The 16,444-nt window shown below is 68.8% G+C and carries 15 protein-coding genes and 1 tRNA gene; 13 read left to right on the top strand and 3 right to left on the bottom strand.

The genetic code is table 11. The annotated features are described in order from the left end of the window. Nucleotides 1-11 precede the first annotated feature (11 nt). The 4 genes from ASD13_RS02575 (at nt 12) to poxB (ending at nt 5,234) form a co-directional block, all read left to right on the top strand. The gene (locus ASD13_RS02575) at nt 12-1,478 is read left to right on the top strand and encodes an NAD-dependent succinate-semialdehyde dehydrogenase (protein ID WP_017829153.1); all 1,467 of its coding nucleotides are present in this window, start codon (nt 12-14) and stop codon (nt 1,476-1,478) included. Nucleotides 1,479-1,534: 56 nt separating this feature from the next. After that, a complete protein-coding gene (locus ASD13_RS02570; protein ID WP_055865492.1) occupies nt 1,535-2,899 on the top strand; it encodes an NAD-dependent succinate-semialdehyde dehydrogenase in 1,365 nt (454 codons plus the stop codon). Nucleotides 2,900-3,010: 111 nt separating this feature from the next. Beyond that, a complete protein-coding gene (locus ASD13_RS02565) occupies nt 3,011-3,448 on the top strand; it encodes a pyridoxamine 5'-phosphate oxidase family protein (RefSeq protein ID WP_055866816.1) in 438 nt (145 codons plus the stop codon). Between the two features lie 61 nt (nt 3,449-3,509). Beyond that, nucleotides 3,510-5,234 (top strand): ubiquinone-dependent pyruvate dehydrogenase, encoded by a 1,725-nt coding sequence (poxB, locus tag ASD13_RS02560; protein WP_017829150.1) that lies wholly within the window; start codon nt 3,510-3,512, stop codon nt 5,232-5,234. Nucleotides 5,235-5,242: 8 nt separating this feature from the next. Here poxB and ASD13_RS02555 read toward each other — a convergent pair whose 3' ends face one another. Further along, entirely contained in the window at nt 5,243-8,041 is a 2,799-nt protein-coding gene (locus tag ASD13_RS02555; protein WP_055865490.1) for a hypothetical protein, read from the bottom strand. A 23-nt stretch (nt 8,042-8,064) separates the two neighbouring features. Next, a complete protein-coding gene (locus ASD13_RS02550) occupies nt 8,065-9,888 on the bottom strand; it encodes an HSP90 family protein (protein WP_162246275.1) in 1,824 nt (607 codons plus the stop codon). Nucleotides 9,889-10,083: 195 nt separating this feature from the next. Here ASD13_RS02550 and ASD13_RS02545 point away from each other — a divergent pair. The 9 genes from ASD13_RS02545 to ASD13_RS02505 all read left to right on the top strand — a co-directional run bounded on the left by ASD13_RS02545 (nt 10,084) and on the right by ASD13_RS02505 (nt 15,775). After that, nucleotides 10,084-10,156: transfer RNA gene (locus tag ASD13_RS02545), tRNA-Trp, on the top strand. Between the two features lie 40 nt (nt 10,157-10,196). Next, a complete protein-coding gene (gene secE / locus ASD13_RS02540) occupies nt 10,197-10,469 on the top strand; it encodes a preprotein translocase subunit SecE (protein ID WP_017829147.1) in 273 nt (90 codons plus the stop codon). 42 nt (nt 10,470-10,511) lie between these two features. After that, a complete protein-coding gene (gene nusG / locus ASD13_RS02535; protein WP_055865485.1) occupies nt 10,512-11,555 on the top strand; it encodes a transcription termination/antitermination protein NusG in 1,044 nt (347 codons plus the stop codon). A gap of 228 nt (nt 11,556-11,783) precedes the next feature. Further along, nucleotides 11,784-12,215, top strand: coding sequence for a 50S ribosomal protein L11 (rplK, locus tag ASD13_RS02530; protein ID WP_017829145.1), 432 nt, complete (start codon nt 11,784-11,786; stop codon nt 12,213-12,215). 11 nt (nt 12,216-12,226) lie between these two features. Beyond that, nucleotides 12,227-12,916, top strand: coding sequence for a 50S ribosomal protein L1 (rplA, locus tag ASD13_RS02525; protein WP_017829144.1), 690 nt, complete (start codon nt 12,227-12,229; stop codon nt 12,914-12,916). A gap of 173 nt (nt 12,917-13,089) precedes the next feature. After that, nucleotides 13,090-13,911 carry an amino acid ABC transporter substrate-binding protein gene (locus ASD13_RS02520; RefSeq protein ID WP_055865483.1) on the top strand — a complete coding sequence of 274 codons (822 nt, stop codon included), beginning with the start codon at nt 13,090-13,092 and terminating at the stop codon, nt 13,909-13,911. Nucleotides 13,912-13,914: 3 nt separating this feature from the next. Then, a complete protein-coding gene (locus ASD13_RS02515; protein WP_055865481.1) occupies nt 13,915-14,580 on the top strand; it encodes an amino acid ABC transporter permease in 666 nt (221 codons plus the stop codon). Then, on the top strand, nt 14,567-15,370 hold the full coding sequence (locus tag ASD13_RS02510) for an amino acid ABC transporter ATP-binding protein (RefSeq protein WP_055865477.1): 804 nt from the start codon (nt 14,567-14,569) through the stop codon (nt 15,368-15,370). The genes ASD13_RS02515 and ASD13_RS02510 overlap by 14 nt, the downstream gene beginning before the upstream one ends. A gap of 48 nt (nt 15,371-15,418) precedes the next feature. Next, nucleotides 15,419-15,775 (top strand): iron chaperone, encoded by a 357-nt coding sequence (locus ASD13_RS02505; RefSeq protein WP_055865474.1) that lies wholly within the window; start codon nt 15,419-15,421, stop codon nt 15,773-15,775. Nucleotides 15,776-15,781: 6 nt separating this feature from the next. Here the strand turns inward: ASD13_RS02505 and lysE are convergent, their stop codons facing one another. After that, nucleotides 15,782-16,444, bottom strand: coding sequence for an L-lysine exporter (gene lysE / locus ASD13_RS02500; protein WP_055865469.1), 663 nt, complete (start codon nt 16,442-16,444; stop codon nt 15,782-15,784).

Below are 16,444 nucleotides of genomic sequence, written 5' to 3'. Positions count from 1 at the left end.
GAAAGAGAATCATGAGCACTCAGACCGAACAGGCGCTCCTGGACAGCATCCCCACCGGCCTCTTCATCGGCGGTCAGTGGATCGACGGCGAGACCGGCGGCACCTTCGACGTCCAGGATCCCGCGACCGGTGCCGTCATCCGCACCATCGCCGATGCGACGCCCGCCGACGGCATCCGTGCGCTCGACGCCGCGGTCGCCGCTCAGGACGGCTGGGCGGCCACAGCTCCGCGCGTGCGCAGCGAGATCCTCCGTCGTGCGTTCGACCTCGTGCAGGAGCACAAGGAAGACCTGGCACTGCTCATGACGCTCGAGATGGGCAAGCCGCTCGCCGAGGCGCGTGGCGAGGTCGGCTACGGCGGTGAGTTCCTGCGCTGGTTCAGCGAGGAGGCCGTGCGCATCAGCGGTCGCTACGGGATCAACCCGGAAGGCACCGGCCACATGGTCGTCTCGCAGCGCCCGGTGGGACCGTCGTTCTTCGTGACGCCGTGGAACTTCCCGTTCGCGATGGCGACGCGCAAGATCGCCCCCGCGCTCGCGGCAGGATGCACCGTCGTGATCAAGCCCCCGGCACTCACGCCGTTGACCACGATGTACTTCACGAAGCTGCTCGAAGAGGCCGGCCTCCCCGCCGGCGTCGTCAACGTCGTGCAGACCTCGAAGTCGAGCGCGCTGTCGGCGCCGATCATCGCCGACCCGCGTCTGCGCAAGCTCTCCTTCACGGGCTCGACCGAGGTCGGCCGCAAGCTCATCGCCCAGGCGGCGCAGGGCGTGCTGCGCGTGTCGATGGAGCTCGGCGGCAACGCGCCGTTCGTGGTGTTCGACGACGCCGACCTCGACAAGGCCGTGGAGGGCGCGCTCGCCGCGAAGTTCCGCAACATCGGCCAGGCCTGCACGGCGGCCAACCGCTTCATCGTGCACAAGGACGTCGCGGGCGAGTTCGCCAAGCGCGTGACCGAGCGCGTCAACGGCATGAAGATCGGCCGTGGCACCGAGGACGGCGTGGCGATCGGACCGCTCATCGATGCGGACGCCGTCGCCAAGGCCGGCGAGCTGGTCGACGATGCGGTCGGTCGCGGTGCGACGCTGCTCGCCGGTGGCAAGGCCCTCGAGGGCACGGGCACGTTCTACGAGCCCACCGTGCTCACCGACGTCGTCGCCGGAAGCGCGATCCTCCGCGAGGAGATCTTCGGACCGGTGCTCGCGATCGCGACCTTCGAGACCGAGGAAGAAGCCGTGCGTCTCGCGAACGACACCGAGTACGGACTGGTGTCCTACGTCTTCACCGAGAACCTGCAGCGCGGTCAGCGGATGATCGACGGGCTCGAGACGGGCATGATGGGTCTGAACGTGGGCGTGGTCTCCAATGCGGCCGCACCCTTCGGTGGCGTCAAGCAGTCCGGCGTCGGCCGCGAGGGCGGCTTCGAGGGCATCCACGAGTACCTGTCCACCAAGTACACGCTGATCCCGGTCTCCTGAATTCCGATGCGGGGCCCGCGTCGTCGGGCCCCGCACCACCAAAGAGAGGACAAGTCATGACCGACTACTCCGTCATCAACCCCGCCACCGGAGAGACGCTGGCGTCCTTCGACACCTTCACGGACGCCCAGATCGACGAGGCGCTCGCCGCGGCCGACGAGGCCCACCGCGAGTGGTCGCGCTCGTCGACGGTCGCCGAACGCGCGGCTCTCGTCCGTCGTGCCGCAGAACTGCACCGCGAGCGCCGTGAAGAGCTCGCCGACATCTTCGTGCGCGAGATGGGCAAGCCCCGCGAGGCCGCCCTCGGCGAGGTCGACTTCGCGGCCGACATCGCCGAGTACTACGCCGACCAGGCGGAGTCGATCATGGCCGACCAGCCGATCGCGATCCTGGGGGAGGGCTCGGCCATCATCCGCCGTTCCTCGCTCGGCCCGCTCGTGGGCATCATGCCCTGGAACTTCCCCGCGTATCAGATCGTGCGCTTCGCGGCTCCCAACCTGATCGTGGGCAACACGATCCTGCTCAAGCCCGCACCGCAGTGCCCGGAGTCGTCGAGCGCGATCGAGAAGATCTATCAGGACGCCGGCTTCCCGAAGGGCGCGTATCAGAACGTGCTCGCCACGAACGAGCAGATCGCGACGATGATCGCCGACCCGCGCGTGCAGGGCGTCTCGCTGACCGGTTCGGAGCGCGCCGGCGCGGCGGTCGCCGAGATCGCCGGCCGCAACCTCAAGAAGGTCGCGCTGGAGCTGGGCGGCTCCGACCCGTTCATCGTGCTCTCCACCGACGACCTCGACGCGACCGTGCAGGCCGGCGTCGACGCCCGTCTCGACAACAACGGGCAGGCGTGCAACGGGGCCAAGCGCTTCATCATCGTCGACGAGCTCTACGACGCCTTCGTCGAGAAGTTCACGGCCGCGATGGCGGCGGTCACGGCGACCGACCCCATGCTCGATGACACGGTCCTCGGCCCGGTCGCGTCCGAGACGGCCGCGGTCAACCTGCAGAAGCAGATCGATCAGGCTGTCGAGCAGGGCGCCACGCTGCTCACCGGTGGCACCCGCGACGGCGCGTTCTTCGCTCCGACCGTGCTGGCCGATGTGACGCCCGAGATGAACGTGTACAGCGAGGAGCTCTTCGGTCCCGCGGCTGTCGTCTACCGCGTGGCGGATGAGGATGCGGCGGTCGAACTCGCGAACGACACCACCTTCGGTCTCGGCTCCTACGTCTTCACCACGGATGCCGAGCAGGCCGCGCGCGTCGCCGACAAGATCGAGGCGGGCATGGTCTACGTCAACCTCGTGCTGGCCGACAGCCCGGAGCTGCCGTTCGGTGGTGTGAAGCGCAGTGGAACCGCCCGTGAGCTGGGTCACCTGGCCGCCGACGAGTTCGTGAACAAGAAGCTCATCCGCATCGGCTGAGCGTACGACGAAAGGCCCCTCGCACAGCGCGAGGGGCCGTTCGCGTGCCCGCCTCGTATCGCGTGACGGATGCCCTGTCGGTGAGGACACCGAGTGGGAGACAATGGCGACATGAGCGCGCACACCGACCCCATCGAGATGCTGACCTCCGACCGGAGCTGGGAGCTGCTCGGCACGCAGGAACTGGGAAGACTCGTCACCCATGTGGGCGAGACGATCGACATCTTCCCGGTGAACTACGTGGTCGACGGCGAAGGCATCCTGTTCCGCACAGCGCCCGGCAGCAAGCTGTTCGAGCTGACCGTCAACACCGATGTGCTGTTCGAGGTCGACGACCACACCGACACCGATGCCTGGAGCGTGATCATCCGCGGGTATGCCACGGCGCTGGAGTCGGATGCCGACGTGCAGCGGGCGGAGACCGCGGGGCTTCGTCCGTGGATCCCCACCGTCAAGCGGGTGTACGTGCGCATCGCCCCGACGTCGGTCTCGGGACGGGCGTTCCGTCGCAGTGCCGAGCCGGAGCTCGACGGTCCCCAGGAGTACTGACCGACCCTCCGCGGCGGGTCCGGACGAGCCTCGCCCCCGGACCCGGGCGTAGGGTCGAAGCATGGCAAACGTCGCTGAGAACATCGTCAAGACTCTGCACGCCAACGGGATCGACCGGGTCTACGGCATCCCGGGCGACTCGCTGAACGGCTTCACGGACGCGCTGCGCAAGGACGGCACGATCCGATGGGTGCATGTGCGGCATGAGGAGTCCGCGGCCTTCGCCGCCGCAGCCGATGCGGCCACGACCGGGGAGCTCGCCGTCGTTGCCGGATCCTGCGGACCCGGCAACCTGCACCTGATCAACGGCCTGTACGACGCCAACCGCTCGCGCGTTCCCGTGCTCGCGATCGCCGCGCACATCCCCACCACCGAGATCGGCACCGGGTACTTCCAGGAGACGCATCCGCAGGAGCTCTTCCGCGAGTGCAGTGTCTACGTCGAGTACGTCGCCGACCCGAAGCAGATGCCGCGACTGATGGAGATCGCGATGCGCGCCGCGATCGAGGAGCGCGGCGTCGCCGTGCTGGTGATCCCCGGTGATGTCGCCCTCGCCGACATCGCCGACGACCGGGCCGTCGTGATCGAGCGCGCTCGCCCGGTGGTCGTGCCGAGCGCGCCCGAGCTCGAGAAGGCGGCGACGCTGCTGAACGCGGCGAAGAACGTCACGATCCTCGCCGGAGCGGGCGTCGAAGGCGCGCATGACGAGGTGATCGCGCTCGCCGACAAGCTGGGCGCGCCGATCGTGCACGCTCTGCGCGGCAAGGAGTTCATCGAGTACGACAACCCCTTCGACGTCGGGATGACGGGGCTCCTCGGTTTCGCCTCGGGCTTCCGGGCGATGGAAGCAGCCGATGCGCTCCTGGTGCTGGGCAGCGACTTCCCGTACGAGCAGTTCTACCCGGACAACGCCACGACCATCCAGGTCGACATCCGCGGCGCCCAGCTCGGCAAGCGGCATCCGCTCGATCTGGGGCTGGTCGGTGACGTGCGCGCCACCTCCGAGGCGCTGCTGCCGCGGGTGGCGCGGAAGGAAGACCGCACGCACCTCGACGACGCCACGGCCCACTACCGCAAGACCCGCAAGAAGCTCGACGAGCTGGCGGTGCCGACCAAGGGCGATCGCCCCATCCACCCGCAGTACCTCGCGCGTCTGCTGGACGAGCACGCGGCCGATGACGCGATCTTCACCGCCGACGTGGGTTCGCCCACCGTGTGGGCCGCCCGCTACCTGTCGATGACCGAGAACCGTCGCCTGATCGGCTCCTTCACCCACGGCTCCATGGCCAACGCGCTCATGCACGGCATCGGGGCGCAGGCCGCGCATCCCGACCGTCAGGTGGTCGCACTGGCCGGAGACGGAGGTCTCTCGATGATGCTCGGTGAACTGCTCACCCTGACGCAGAACCGGCTGCCCGTGAAGACGATCGTGGTCAACAACTCGTCGCTGAACTTCGTCGAACTCGAGATGAAGGCGGCCGGATTCGTCACCTACGGGACGGGGCTGGAGAACCCCAGCTTCGCCGCGATCGCCGAGGCGATGGGGATCTTCGCGCGCCGCGTGGAGCGCAGCGAGGACCTCCCCGACGCCGTGCGCGAGGTGCTCGCCCACGACGGCCCCGCGCTGCTGGATGTGGTGACCGAGCGCCAGGAGCTCTCCATGCCGCCCGCGATCGAGGCCGCCCAGGTCAAGGGCTTCGCGCTCTACGCGATCCGCACGGTCATGTCCGGGCGCGGCGACGAGCTCCTCGACCTCGCGAAGGCGAATTGGCGCCAGCTGTTCTGAGTCGGCGCTCAGCTCTCCAGCTGCGCGCGGATCTCGGCGGCCTCGCCGTGCCGACCGAGCGCCTCGAACACGTTGCCGAGCTCGAGGGTGGCCACCTGCATCAGCGGCGGGTGGCTGGCCGCGTGCTCGATGGCGCTGCGGTAGACCGGCACGGCGTCGGCTGCGCGGTCGTTGCCGGCGAGCACACGAGCCGCGAACAGCTCTGACCCTCCGGCGGACCCGACGTCGCCGAGTGCCGCGAAGCCGTCGGCCGCGGTGAGGGCGGCCGAGACCGCCTCGTCGACACGGCCGAGCTCGGCCAGGGCACGCGCCCGCGAGTCGGTCACATCGGCGAGCAGCCACCCGGCCTCGTGCTGCTGTGCGAGAGCGGCGACCTCGTCGAAGAGGCCGAACGCCCGCTCGTCGCCGCGCCCGCCGTAGGCCTGACCGAGGCTGTGCAGGACCTCGGTGAGGGCACCGACGGCATCGGGCGCGCGCCGCACGATCTCGGTCGCGGACTCGAGCAGGGCGATCGCGTCGTCGTGCTCGTCGAAGCGCGCGAGGATCTTGGCCTGCTCCGTCATCGACATCGCCTGATCCGCGTGCTCCTCGGCCTGTCCGAACAGCTCGGAGGCGTAGCCGTGCGCGCCGACGGACTGGCCGAATTCACCGGCCGCGCTCAGAGCCCGTGCGAGCATCGATGCGGTCATGGCGCGGGAGCCGGCGGGCACCTCTGCCTCTTCCTCGCGCTGCAGCACGTCGCCGAAGAGCTCAGCGGCCTCCTCGGCATCGCCGACACGCAGCATGGCGCGCGCGAGACGGAAGTCGAGGCCGGTCGTGTCGCCTCCCGATTCGCCTCCTAGGCGGGCGGCGAGGCGGTAGCGCGAGACGGCCTTCTCCGGCTCGTCCGCGTCCTCCCAGAGGGCGCCGGCGAGCAGGTGCGCGTCGCCGAGAGCGCGGGTCGCCCCCAGCTCGGCGAGCAGCCGACAGGCCTCATCGGCGTCGACCGCGCCCTCGACGTAGGCGCTGCCGCCGCCGCGCACACGTGCGCGGGTCTGCAGCGCCTGCGCCCGGTGGCCGGTGCTGAGGTCGTCCTGCGCGAGGAGACGGTCGAGCAGTGCGCTTCCCGCTTCGAGGTCGCCCTTGCTCAGCACGGCGGAGATCGCCAGCAGCGTCGTGGTGTTCGTCAGCCGGGTGTCTTCGGCCTCGGCGAAGGACCGTGCGGCCACCTCGGCGTGATCCAGCGCGGCGTCGGGTTCGCCGGACTGCAGGTGCAGGGCGGCACGGCTGATGGCGAGGTCGCCGCGTGTCCAGGCGGGGAGGTCGTCCGATGCGCCGATCTCCTCCTCCAGCGCGGCGGTCGTCTCCGGGGTGTTCAGGCCGAAGGTGGCAAGGCCGATGCGCTCCTCCAGATCGGCCTGCGCGTCACGGCCGGCCGCCCGCAGCGCGGCGACACGCTCCGGCAGCAGCTGCAGGGCCTCTTCTGCGCGATCGAGTGCGATCAGGATCCCCAGGCGCATCGAGAGCAGCTGCGCGCGCTTGGCGGGGTCTTCGACCGCGAGGGCGTGGGGCAGCGCCTCGAGGGTCTCGTGCTCCGCACCGAACTGCGCGAGCTGCATCGCCCGCTCGAACCAGCCATCCGCGTCCACAGGAATGGTGGTGGGGGCGGGGGCCACGAAGGCATCCGAACGGATCGGCACGTCGTACTGCTCGTCCGCGAGCGCGCGCATCCGCTCGAGGCTGCGCGCGTGGCCGTCCGTCCCGTCCCGTCCGTCGAAGCCCGCTCCGATCCGCTCGGCGGCGGCCCACGCTGCGGCCGCGAGGTCGGCGGCGCTCCAGGCGCCATCGTGTTCGCCGAAGAAGGGGACGAGGGCTGCCGACTCCGCACCGCGCACCGGGGAGTCGCCGTGCCCGACGGCGGTGACCCGGTCGAGCGCCACGGCGAGGGCGGCGAGGGCCGCGAAGTGCGCGTCGACGTTCAGCCCGTCGTGCGCGAGCCACGCGATGTGCTTCTCGACCAGCGCCAGAGCGCGGGCCTCGTTGCCGGTGACGGCCGCGAACACGATGTTGTTGGCGACGATGCGCAGGTTGTCGGGGTTGTCCTTGGCCAGCCGGTAGCTGCGCAGGTGCGCGGTCTTCGCCTCATCCAGGCGTCCGGCGCGCAGGTAGGGCAGCAGCACGCGCGAGAGGGCGTGCTCCGGCTCCTCGCCGCAGGAGAAGCCGCCCTCGATCATCTCCTCGACGAGGACGATCGCCTCCGCGTCGCGATCGGTGTCGGCGAAGAAACCGGCGATCTGGCTGCGCCCGCACGCGTCGCAGTGGCTGTGCTCGTCGCGCGGCGTGGCCTCCAGCTGCACCCGCAGTGCCTCGGCCTCATCCATGCGGCCCGCATCCCAGGCATCTTCGAAGCGGGCGGTGAGCACGCCGCTGACGCCGAGGCCCGCCGCACGGTAGTGGGACTCCATGTCGTCGAGCACGGCGGCGATCTGCTCCTGCGAGAACGCGGGGGAGGACCGCAGCGACGACGCCATCCACTTGAACTGCCACATCAGGTCGGCGCCGCCGTTGTCGAGGTCGGCGGGGAAGCGCTGCGGGTCGGCGTCGTGGTGGGCGAGGCACCATGCGAACGAATTGAGCATGACGTCGGTCGCGCCGTTCATGTTCGCCGACGCCGTCTGACGCATCCGTGCCTCGTATTCGAGACGCTCGTCGCCGATCTCCACGGCGAGGGCGACGGCCTCGGCGACCAGGGCCTGCTCAGCGGGCCCCCAGGGGGTGCGATCGATCTCCTCGATCAGCTGCTGGAAGCGCTTCTTCGGACGTGCCATGGACGGAACCTTTCGGGGAGGATTCAGCGGGCGTCGCCGAAGGGGATGGTGTCCCCCTCCAGACCGGCCGAGAGTGAGACGAGGTCGGCGAGGGCGCTGGTCATCAGCGCCCTGTCGGCATCGGCGAGCGGGTGGTGTCCGGCGAGCAGCGCCTGGATGTATAGCAGCTGCACCGTGCGGGCGAACACCGCGTCGTCCTGCACGCGCACCAGGGCGCGCACGACGCGGTTCGACCAGTTCAGGCACAGCCGAGCCCGCAGATCGTCCTCGCGCGCGGAGGACAGGGTCTGGTCGATGCGATCCAGCACGCCGCCCCACAGGGCGCCGGTGATGCCCTTGGTGCGCCCGCGATCGATCGCCCGCAGCACCTCGGGGTCGGCCACGTAGAGCCCGGCCAGGTCGGGGCGGTCGATGGAGCGCACGACGACGGAGCAGTCGGATGCGGCGAGCACGGCACCGGCGCGCGCCTCGAGGGCGACGGCGGCGTCGCGGTCATCGAGGGGAGGCGGGTCGAGCCGGTCGAGTTCTCCCGTGACGTCGACCTGCTCGACCGTGATCTGCGGGTAGAGGTCGGGCAGCATCCGGATCAGGTCGGCGTCGTAGAGGTAGCCGCCGTTGACGAGCACCTCGTCGGAGGGGGAGATGCCGGCCACCTGGCGGAACTCGTCCACCGTCTGCGCGTATCGGATGTGCGGGTACCGCTCGACGAGGTCGCCGATGCGCAGGGTGCCGTGTGTGGTCTCGACGGTCAGCCAGCGGGAGATGAAGCGGGCGAGCTCCTCGTCGTGGCGCACCAACGACTTGAGCCCCACCTCGTGCACGGCGACGAACTGCGCGAGGCGGTGCGGTTCGCGCAGCCCCAGCTCGAGCACCCAGCGGCGGATGCCGGCACCCAGCTGCTCCCGCACGCGTTCGAGCGCCGCGTCCTCGACGAGCGATTCCCGGCTCGCGGTCGGGGCGAGGCCGGTGGAGTCGATCACGGCGCGCACGAAGAACGCCCAGTCGGGGAGCACATCGTCCACGCGCTCGGAGAGCAGCATCCGCCCCAGGTACATGCGCGTGGCCTGGCGCGCGCCGGGAGGCGGAGCGAGGGGCAGTACGTACGCCAGGCCGCGGGTGCCCGTGGCGGGCTCGTTCAGCTCGATCACGTCGAGCGGACTCGCACCGAGGAGGTCCCGCCCGTAGCCCACGGCCGCCTCGGGATCCTCTGCCGCGTCGAGGAACGGCGCATCCCTGGTGATGTCGATGTCTCCGGCTGCGGTGTCGATCGTCACGCGCACCGGGAGGAACTCCCCGAACGTCGTCGCCAGCTCGTGCACCGCCGCGGGGCGCAGCAGCTCGTCGGCGTCGAAACGCGGGACGAGGTGCACGCTGGTGCCGATCGGCAGCTCCTCGTCGATCTCGGCCACCTGGAACGTGCCGTCCGCGCTGCCCGTCCATTCCACCGAGGCGCCGCCGCGGGCGCTGCGGGAGCGGATGACGATCGTGTCGGCGACCATGAAGCAGCTCAGCAGGCCGATGCCGAACTGGCCGAGGTAGTCGCTGCGCGGGAGGTCGAAGATATCGCGCTTCGAGCTGCGGCCGACGGTCGCCAGCAGATCGGCGACCTCCGTGAGGGTCAACCCCACACCGTCGTCGCGCAGCACGAACTCGCCGCTCTCCGCGGTCAATGGGGTGATGCGGATGCGTCCCCCGCCGCCGTCGACCTCGCGGCGGGCGGTGATCGCATCGCGGGCGTTCTGCAGCAGCTCCCGCAGGTACACCCGAGGGCTGGAGTAGATGTGCCGGCTGAGCAGATCGACGACTCCGCGCAGATCCACCTGGAACTGCTGCACTTCAGCGCTCACCGGCGCTCCCTCCTCCTGCATACGCTCGCTGAGCCTAACAAGAACACGCCAACGCGATCCCGGTTCGGCACCACCGGATCGATGCCGTATGCTTGAGGGGCAGTTGTTGTCTGCATTCTTTCGCCATGCCTGGGGTCTTCCGATCACGGTCACGGTGGCAGAGTGGAGGGAACACCCCGAGACCTCCCGGTCTCTAGGGCGGTAGCTCAATTGGCAGAGCAGCGGTCTCCAAAACCGCAGGTTGCAGGTTCGATTCCTGTCCGCCCTGCGCGTCAGCGCAACGCTGACACACGAAAGGTACATTCAGGATGGATCAGGACGAACCGCGCGGCGAGGTCGTCGCGGCCGGCGCCACCCGCGAGAAGACGGGCAACCCCTTCTCCCGGTTCTTCGGGAGCATCGCCCTGTTCATCCGCCAGGTCATCGCCGAGCTCCGCAAGGTCGTCACCCCGACTCGCAAGGAGCTGTTCAAGTTCACCGGGGTGGTGCTCGTCTTCGTTCTGATCGTCATGGGCATCGTCTACGGCTTGGACACGCTGTTCGCGTTCGTGACGCACTGGGTGTTCGGAATCCCTGGCTGATGACCCCCGCGGCTCACACCGCAGCTATGGAGAAGAAACAACGTGTCTGAACGATATTCCGACGACGCCGACTGGGCGACCGCCGCAGAGCAGTCCAGCGAGGAAGACGAAGCCCAGGAGGGCAACGTGCTCGCTGAGGAAGAGCTCTCGGTCACCCCGGCTGAGCACGTCGCGGTCCACGTCGAAGACGAGGACGGCGAAGAGGATGACACGGTTGACACCGACATCGACATCGACGACCCGGAGGCGGACGCGATCGTGAACGACGCTCTCAACCTGGACGAAGCGGCTGAGTCTGAGGCTGCCGCTGAGGTCCTCAACGAATCTGTGGCCGAAGAAGTCGCCGAGCTGGATGCTGCGGCGGCCGAAGAGGTCACCCCGTACGACGGCCCCGAGCTCGGTGCCGATGACGTGCAGGGCGACGAGGACTCCTCGACGGACGAAGACGACGAGGATGCCGAGGAAGACCCCTACGAGGCCTTCCGCATGGACCTCCGCATGCTCCCGGGCAAGTGGTACGTCATCCACTCCTACGCCGGTTTCGAGCGCAAGGTGAAGGCCAACATCGAGCAGCGCAAGTCGACGCTCGAGGTCGAGGACGAGATCTACCAGATCGAGGTCCCGATGGAAGACGTGGTCGAGATCAAGAACGGCCAGCGCAAGATGGTCACCCGCGTGCGCATCCCCGGCTACGTGCTGGTGCGCATGGAGCTCACGGAAGACACCTGGTCGGTCGTCCGCCACACCCCGGGCGTCACCGGCTTCGTGGGCAACGCCCACAACCCGACGCCGCTGCGCTTCGAAGAGGCCTTCAACATGCTGAAGTCGCTCGTCGAGGTCAAGGACGTCCCCACCGCCAAGAACATCGCGTCGAAGGGCGGCCTCGCCGTCGCTCGTCCGCTCCCGGCCGAGGTCGACTTCGAGGTCGGCGAGACCATCACGATCAAGGAGGGCTCGTTCGCGGGTCTTCCCGGTTCGATCAGCGAGATCAAGCCCGAGAGCGGCAAGCTCACGGTGCTCGTCTCCCTCTTCGAGCGCGAGACCCCGGTCGAGCTGTCGTTCGACCAGGTCACCAAGATGATCTGACACCCCTCCTCACGAGAACGGCCGTCCCTTTCGGGGCGGCCGTTCTCGCGTCACCGCCGGCATCGCCCGCACGCTCGGTGGCCTTCGGCGGCGAACGGTCTCCCGATCGGGTAGACTTGTGTGGTTTGTGCGGCGCTTCGGCGTGCGCGCAGACGACCACGGTCCGGAAACGCCGGATCTGTGGGAGAAGCGGGTGCTCCGGCATCCGATTCGATGAAAGGAAAGAGAATGGCACCGAAGAAGAAGGTGACCGGCCTGATCAAGCTTCAGATCAACGCCGGTGCAGCCAACCCGGCGCCGCCGATCGGCCCCGCGCTCGGTCAGCATGGCGTCAACATCATGGAGTTCTGCAAGGCGTACAACGCCGCGACCGAGTCGCAGCGCGGCAACGTCATCCCCGTGGAGATCACCGTCTACGAGGACCGCAGCTTCACGTTCGTCCTGAAGACCCCGCCTGCCGCGGAGCTCATCAAGAAGGCCGCCGGCGTCCCCAAGGGCTCCGCGACCCCGCACACCGTCAAGGTCGCGAAGATCACCAAGGACCAGGTCCGCCAGATCGCCGAGACCAAGCAGGCTGACCTGAACGCCAACGACATCGAGGCCGCGATCTCGATCATCGCCGGCACCGCCCGTTCCATGGGCATCACGGTCGAGGGCTGAGGAGAATAATCATGGCTACCAAGTCCAAGGCTTACAAGGCTGCCGCCGAGAAGATCGAGGCAGACCGTTTCTACACTCCGACCGAGGCCGTCGCGCTCGCGAAGGAGACCGGATCGTCGAAGTTCGACTCGACCGTCGAGGTCGCGCTGAAGCTCGCCGTCGACCCCCGCAAGGCAGACCAGATGGTGCGCGGCACCGTCATCCTGCCCCACGGCACCGGTAAGACCGCCCGCGTCATCGTCTTCGCCACCGGCCCCGCGGCCGAGGCAGCGATCGCCGCAGGTGCAGATGAGGTCGGCGGCGCCGAGCTCATCCAGAAGGTCGCCGATGGCTGGACCAACTTCGACGCCGCCGTCTCCACCCCGGAGCTCATGGGCCAGGTCGGTCGTCTCGGAAAGGTGCTCGGACCGCGTGGTCTGATGCCGAACCCGAAGACCGGCACCGTGACCCCGAACCCGGCCAAGGCCGTCGAGGAGATCAAGGGCGGAAAGATCGAGTTCCGCGTCGACAAGCACGCCAACGTGCACTTCGTCGTCGGCAAGGCCTCCTTCACCGCTGAGCAGCTGAACGAGAACATCGGCGCAGCGCTCGAGGAGATCGTCCGCCTCAAGCCGTCGAGCTCGAAGGGCCGTTACATCCAGAAGGGTGCGGTGTCGACCACGTTCGGCCCCGGCATCCCGCTGGACGTCAACTCCATCTGAGTCTGACTCGCACAAACGCCCCCGGGTTCTCCCGGGGGCGTTTTTGCGTCTTCCGAGCTCCTGCGAAACGAAACGTCATCGGATGCGGCGAACCGCCCCGTGCCACGTACTGTGGGGGAGTTCCCGCGACGGTCGCGTAAACTCGCACCGCGCTTCACACCCCAGGAGGGTTCATGTCCCGTCGTCTCATCGCCGTCACCGCACTCGTCGTCGCCGCCGCGGCTCTGACCGCCTGCAGCGGGTCGAGCACACCTGAGAGCACTGCGGGCAGCGGCGAGAGCTCCGCGAGCTCGGAGTTCGGGCTCGCGAAGGACGGCACGCTCACGGTCGGGACCGAGGGTACCTACCGTCCCTTCAGCTTCCACGGCGACAACGGCGCCGGCGAGCTGACCGGATACGACGTGGAGATCATCGAAGCCGTCGCCGACAAGCTCGGCCTCGAGGTGAAGTTCGAAGAGACCCAGTGGGACGCGATCTTCGCGGGCCTCGACGCGGGTCGGTTCGACGTGATCGCCAATCAGGTCACGATCAACGACGAGCGTGAGGCGAAGTACCTCTTCAGCACGCCGTACACCGTCTCTCCCGGCGTGATCGTCGTGGCCGAGGACGACGACACGATCTCGTCGTTCGCCGACCTCGACGGCAAGACCACCGCGCAGTCGCTCACGAGCAACTGGAACGACCTCGCCGCCGAGTCGGGCGCCACGGTCGAGGGTGTCGAGGGCTGGGCGCAGGCCGTCGAGCTCCTGCGCCAGGGACGGGTCGACGCCACCATCAACGACAAGCTCACGTTCCTCGACTACGAGACGACCAACAGCCCGACCGGTCTGAAGATCGCGGCGGAGACCGATGAGGCGGGCGAGCAGGCATTCGCCTTCGCGAAGGACAAGGAAGCCCTCGTCACGGCGGTCGACGCCGCGCTCGACGAGTTGCGCGCGGATGGCACGCTGGCCGAGATCAGCAAGAAGTACTTCGGCGAAGACGTCTCCCAGTAGCCGATGGAGAGTCCCTGGCAGCTGTTCCTGGACGCGCTCGGGCCGATCGCCTGGGCGGGTCTGACGGCGACGGTGCCGCTCGCGCTGGCATCGTTCGCCCTGGGGCTGCTCATCGCCGTCGGCATCGCTCTGATGCGGATCTCGGTGAACCCGATCCTCTCGGGCGTCGCTCGGTTCTACATCTCCGTGATCCGCGGGACGCCGCTGCTGGTGCAGCTGTTCGTGATCTTCTACGGCATGCCGTCGATCGGGATCACGATCGACCCGTGGCCGAGTGCCATCATCGCGCTGTCGCTCAACGTCGGCGGTTACGGTGCCGAGGTCGTCCGCGCCGCCATCTTGTCGGTCCCGCAGGGGCAGTGGGAGGCTGCGTACACGGTGGGCATGAACCGCACCCGCACGCTCACTCGCATCATCCTGCCGCAGGCGGCGCGCGTGTCGGTTCCCCCGCTGTCGAACACGTTCATCTCGCTGGTGAAGGACACCTCTCTCACGTCGCTGATCCTCGTGACCGAACTGTTCAAGGTGGCGCAGCAGATCGCCTCGACCACCTACGAGTTCATGGTGCTCTACCTCGCCGCCGCGCTGGTCTACTGGGTGTTCTGTCTGGTGCTGTCGTTCGGCCAGAGCGCTCTCGAGAGGAGGCTCGACAGCCGTGTCGCGCACTGACAACACTTCAGAGGCTCTACTCACCGCCCGTGGCCTGCGCAAGAGCTTCGGCGACAACGAAGTGCTCCGCGGCATCGACCTGACGCTGCACCGCGGCGAGGTCGTCGTGCTCATCGGGCCCAGCGGTTCGGGAAAGACCACCGTGCTGCGTGCTCTCAACGGCCTCGAGACACCGGATGCCGGCACCATCGTCGTCGACGGCGGCCCCGAGATCGACTTCGCCCCGGAGGCGAAGCCCTCGCCCCGCGTGCAGAAGCAGAAGCGGCTCGCACTGCGCGACCGCTCGGCGATGGTGTTCCAGCACCACAACCTCTTCCCGCACCTCACCGTCCTCGAGAACGTCATCGAGGGGCCGTGGCGGGTTCAGGGTCGACCGAAGGCCGAGGTCGTGGCCGAGGCACTCGCGCTGCTCGATCGCGTAGGTCTGGCCGACAAGGCGGATGCGCGTCCGCATCAGCTCTCGGGCGGGCAGCAGCAGCGTGTCGGCATCGTGCGCGCGCTCGCTCTCAAGCCCGATCTGCTGCTGTTCGACGAGCCGACCAGTGCGCTCGATCCTGAGCTGGTGGGGGAGGTGCTGCTCGTCATCAAAGAGCTCGCCGACGAGAACTGGACCATGGCGGTCGTCACCCACGAGCTGAGCTTCGCCCGAGACGCCGCCGATCATGTGCTGTTCATGGACGGCGGCGTGGTGGTCGAGCAGGGGCCGCCGGCCGCGCTCTTCAGCGCCCCGCAGCATGAGCGCACGCAGCGATTCCTCACCCGCATCATGCGTCCGCTCGACGGCGCCTGAATCCCGCTGACCCTCGCCCCGCGCGCGGATCGGTGGCAGGATGCCCTCGTGGGAACCATCGACGACTACCTCGCAGACCTCGCTGCCGCTGATCGTGACGCGATCGATCGTGTCTATGCCGTCGCGCGCCGAGAGGCGCCGGATGCGGAGCAGGGCAAGGGGTATGGCATGCCCGCGCTCGTGCACGGCGGCAAGCCGTTGCTCTCGGTGATGCGCGCCAAGAAGCACATCGGGATCTACCCGTTCAGCCCGGATGCCGTCGCCGCTGTCGCAGACGTTCTCGACGGGTATCCCGGGGTCAGCGTCGACAAGGGGACCATCCGGTTCCAGCCCGAGCACTCGATTCCGAGCGAGGTCCTCGAACGCCTCGTCCGTGCTCGGCTCGCCCAGATCGACGGCGCCTGAAGCCGATCAGCCCCCCAGGACGGGCAGCACGAGGCTGATCGCGATCGTGACCATGACCACCGCGATCACGGCGTCGAGGATGCGCCACGACCGCGGCGTGCGCAGCCAGCGTCCGAGGTAGCGCGCCCCGAACCCCAGCGCGGTGAACCACAGAAGGCTGGCGGCCATCGCTCCGGCCGCGAACAGCCAGCGCTCGTCGCCGTGCGTGGCCGCGATGGACCCGAGCATCAGCACGGTGTCGAGGTACACGTGCGGGTTGAGCCAGGTGAGGGCGAGGGTGGTCAGGATCACGGGGGCCAGCCGGCTGCGGGTGAGAGTCGCGCTCGCGCCACCGGTCGCGCGGGAATCGGGGGACGCGGCATCCGTCGCGTCGACCTCGAGCTCCTCGCCCCCTCGCCAGGCGCGACGGGCGGCCAGCGCTGCGTAGGTCAGCAGGAACAGGGCCCCCGCCCAACGCGCGACCACGACCAGCCAGGGCGCGGCGGAGAGGACGAAGCCGAGTCCGGCGACGCCCGCGGCGATGAGCGCCGCATCGGAGAGGGCGCAGATGATCACCACGGCGAGGACATGCTCGCGCCGGATCCCCTGACGAAGCACGAAGACGTTCTGCGCGCCGATCGCGACGATGAGGGAGAGGCCGAGTCCGAGGCCGGCGAGAGCGGTGAGCAT

Source organism: Microbacterium sp. Root1433D1 (assembly GCF_001426835.1).
GTDB classification, from domain to species: Bacteria; Actinomycetota; Actinomycetes; order Actinomycetales; family Microbacteriaceae; genus Microbacterium; species Microbacterium maritypicum.
Note: the sequence above shows the minus strand (reverse complement) of the source record. Positions and strands in the feature narration are given on the sequence as shown.

What these genes read in the sequence shown, in the direction of transcription:
- ASD13_RS02575 (WP_017829153.1), top strand. Translation starts at nt 12, where the DNA reads ATGAGCACTCAGACCGAACAGGCGCTCCTGGACAGCATCCCCACCGGC.
- ASD13_RS02570 (WP_055865492.1), top strand. Translation starts at nt 1,535, where the DNA reads ATGACCGACTACTCCGTCATCAACCCCGCCACCGGAGAGACGCTGGCG.
- ASD13_RS02565 (WP_055866816.1), top strand. Translation starts at nt 3,011, where the DNA reads ATGAGCGCGCACACCGACCCCATCGAGATGCTGACCTCCGACCGGAGC.
- poxB (WP_017829150.1), top strand. Translation starts at nt 3,510, where the DNA reads ATGGCAAACGTCGCTGAGAACATCGTCAAGACTCTGCACGCCAACGGG.
- ASD13_RS02555 (WP_055865490.1), bottom strand. Translation starts at nt 8,041, where the DNA reads ATGGCACGTCCGAAGAAGCGCTTCCAGCAGCTGATCGAGGAGATCGAT.
- secE (WP_017829147.1), top strand. Translation starts at nt 10,197, where the DNA reads ATGGATCAGGACGAACCGCGCGGCGAGGTCGTCGCGGCCGGCGCCACC.
- rplK (WP_017829145.1), top strand. Translation starts at nt 11,784, where the DNA reads ATGGCACCGAAGAAGAAGGTGACCGGCCTGATCAAGCTTCAGATCAAC.
- rplA (WP_017829144.1), top strand. Translation starts at nt 12,227, where the DNA reads ATGGCTACCAAGTCCAAGGCTTACAAGGCTGCCGCCGAGAAGATCGAG.
- ASD13_RS02520 (WP_055865483.1), top strand. Translation starts at nt 13,090, where the DNA reads ATGTCCCGTCGTCTCATCGCCGTCACCGCACTCGTCGTCGCCGCCGCG.
- ASD13_RS02515 (WP_055865481.1), top strand. Translation starts at nt 13,915, where the DNA reads ATGGAGAGTCCCTGGCAGCTGTTCCTGGACGCGCTCGGGCCGATCGCC.
- lysE (WP_055865469.1), bottom strand. Translation starts at nt 16,444, where the DNA reads ATGCTCACCGCTCTCGCCGGCCTCGGACTCGGCCTCTCCCTCATCGTC.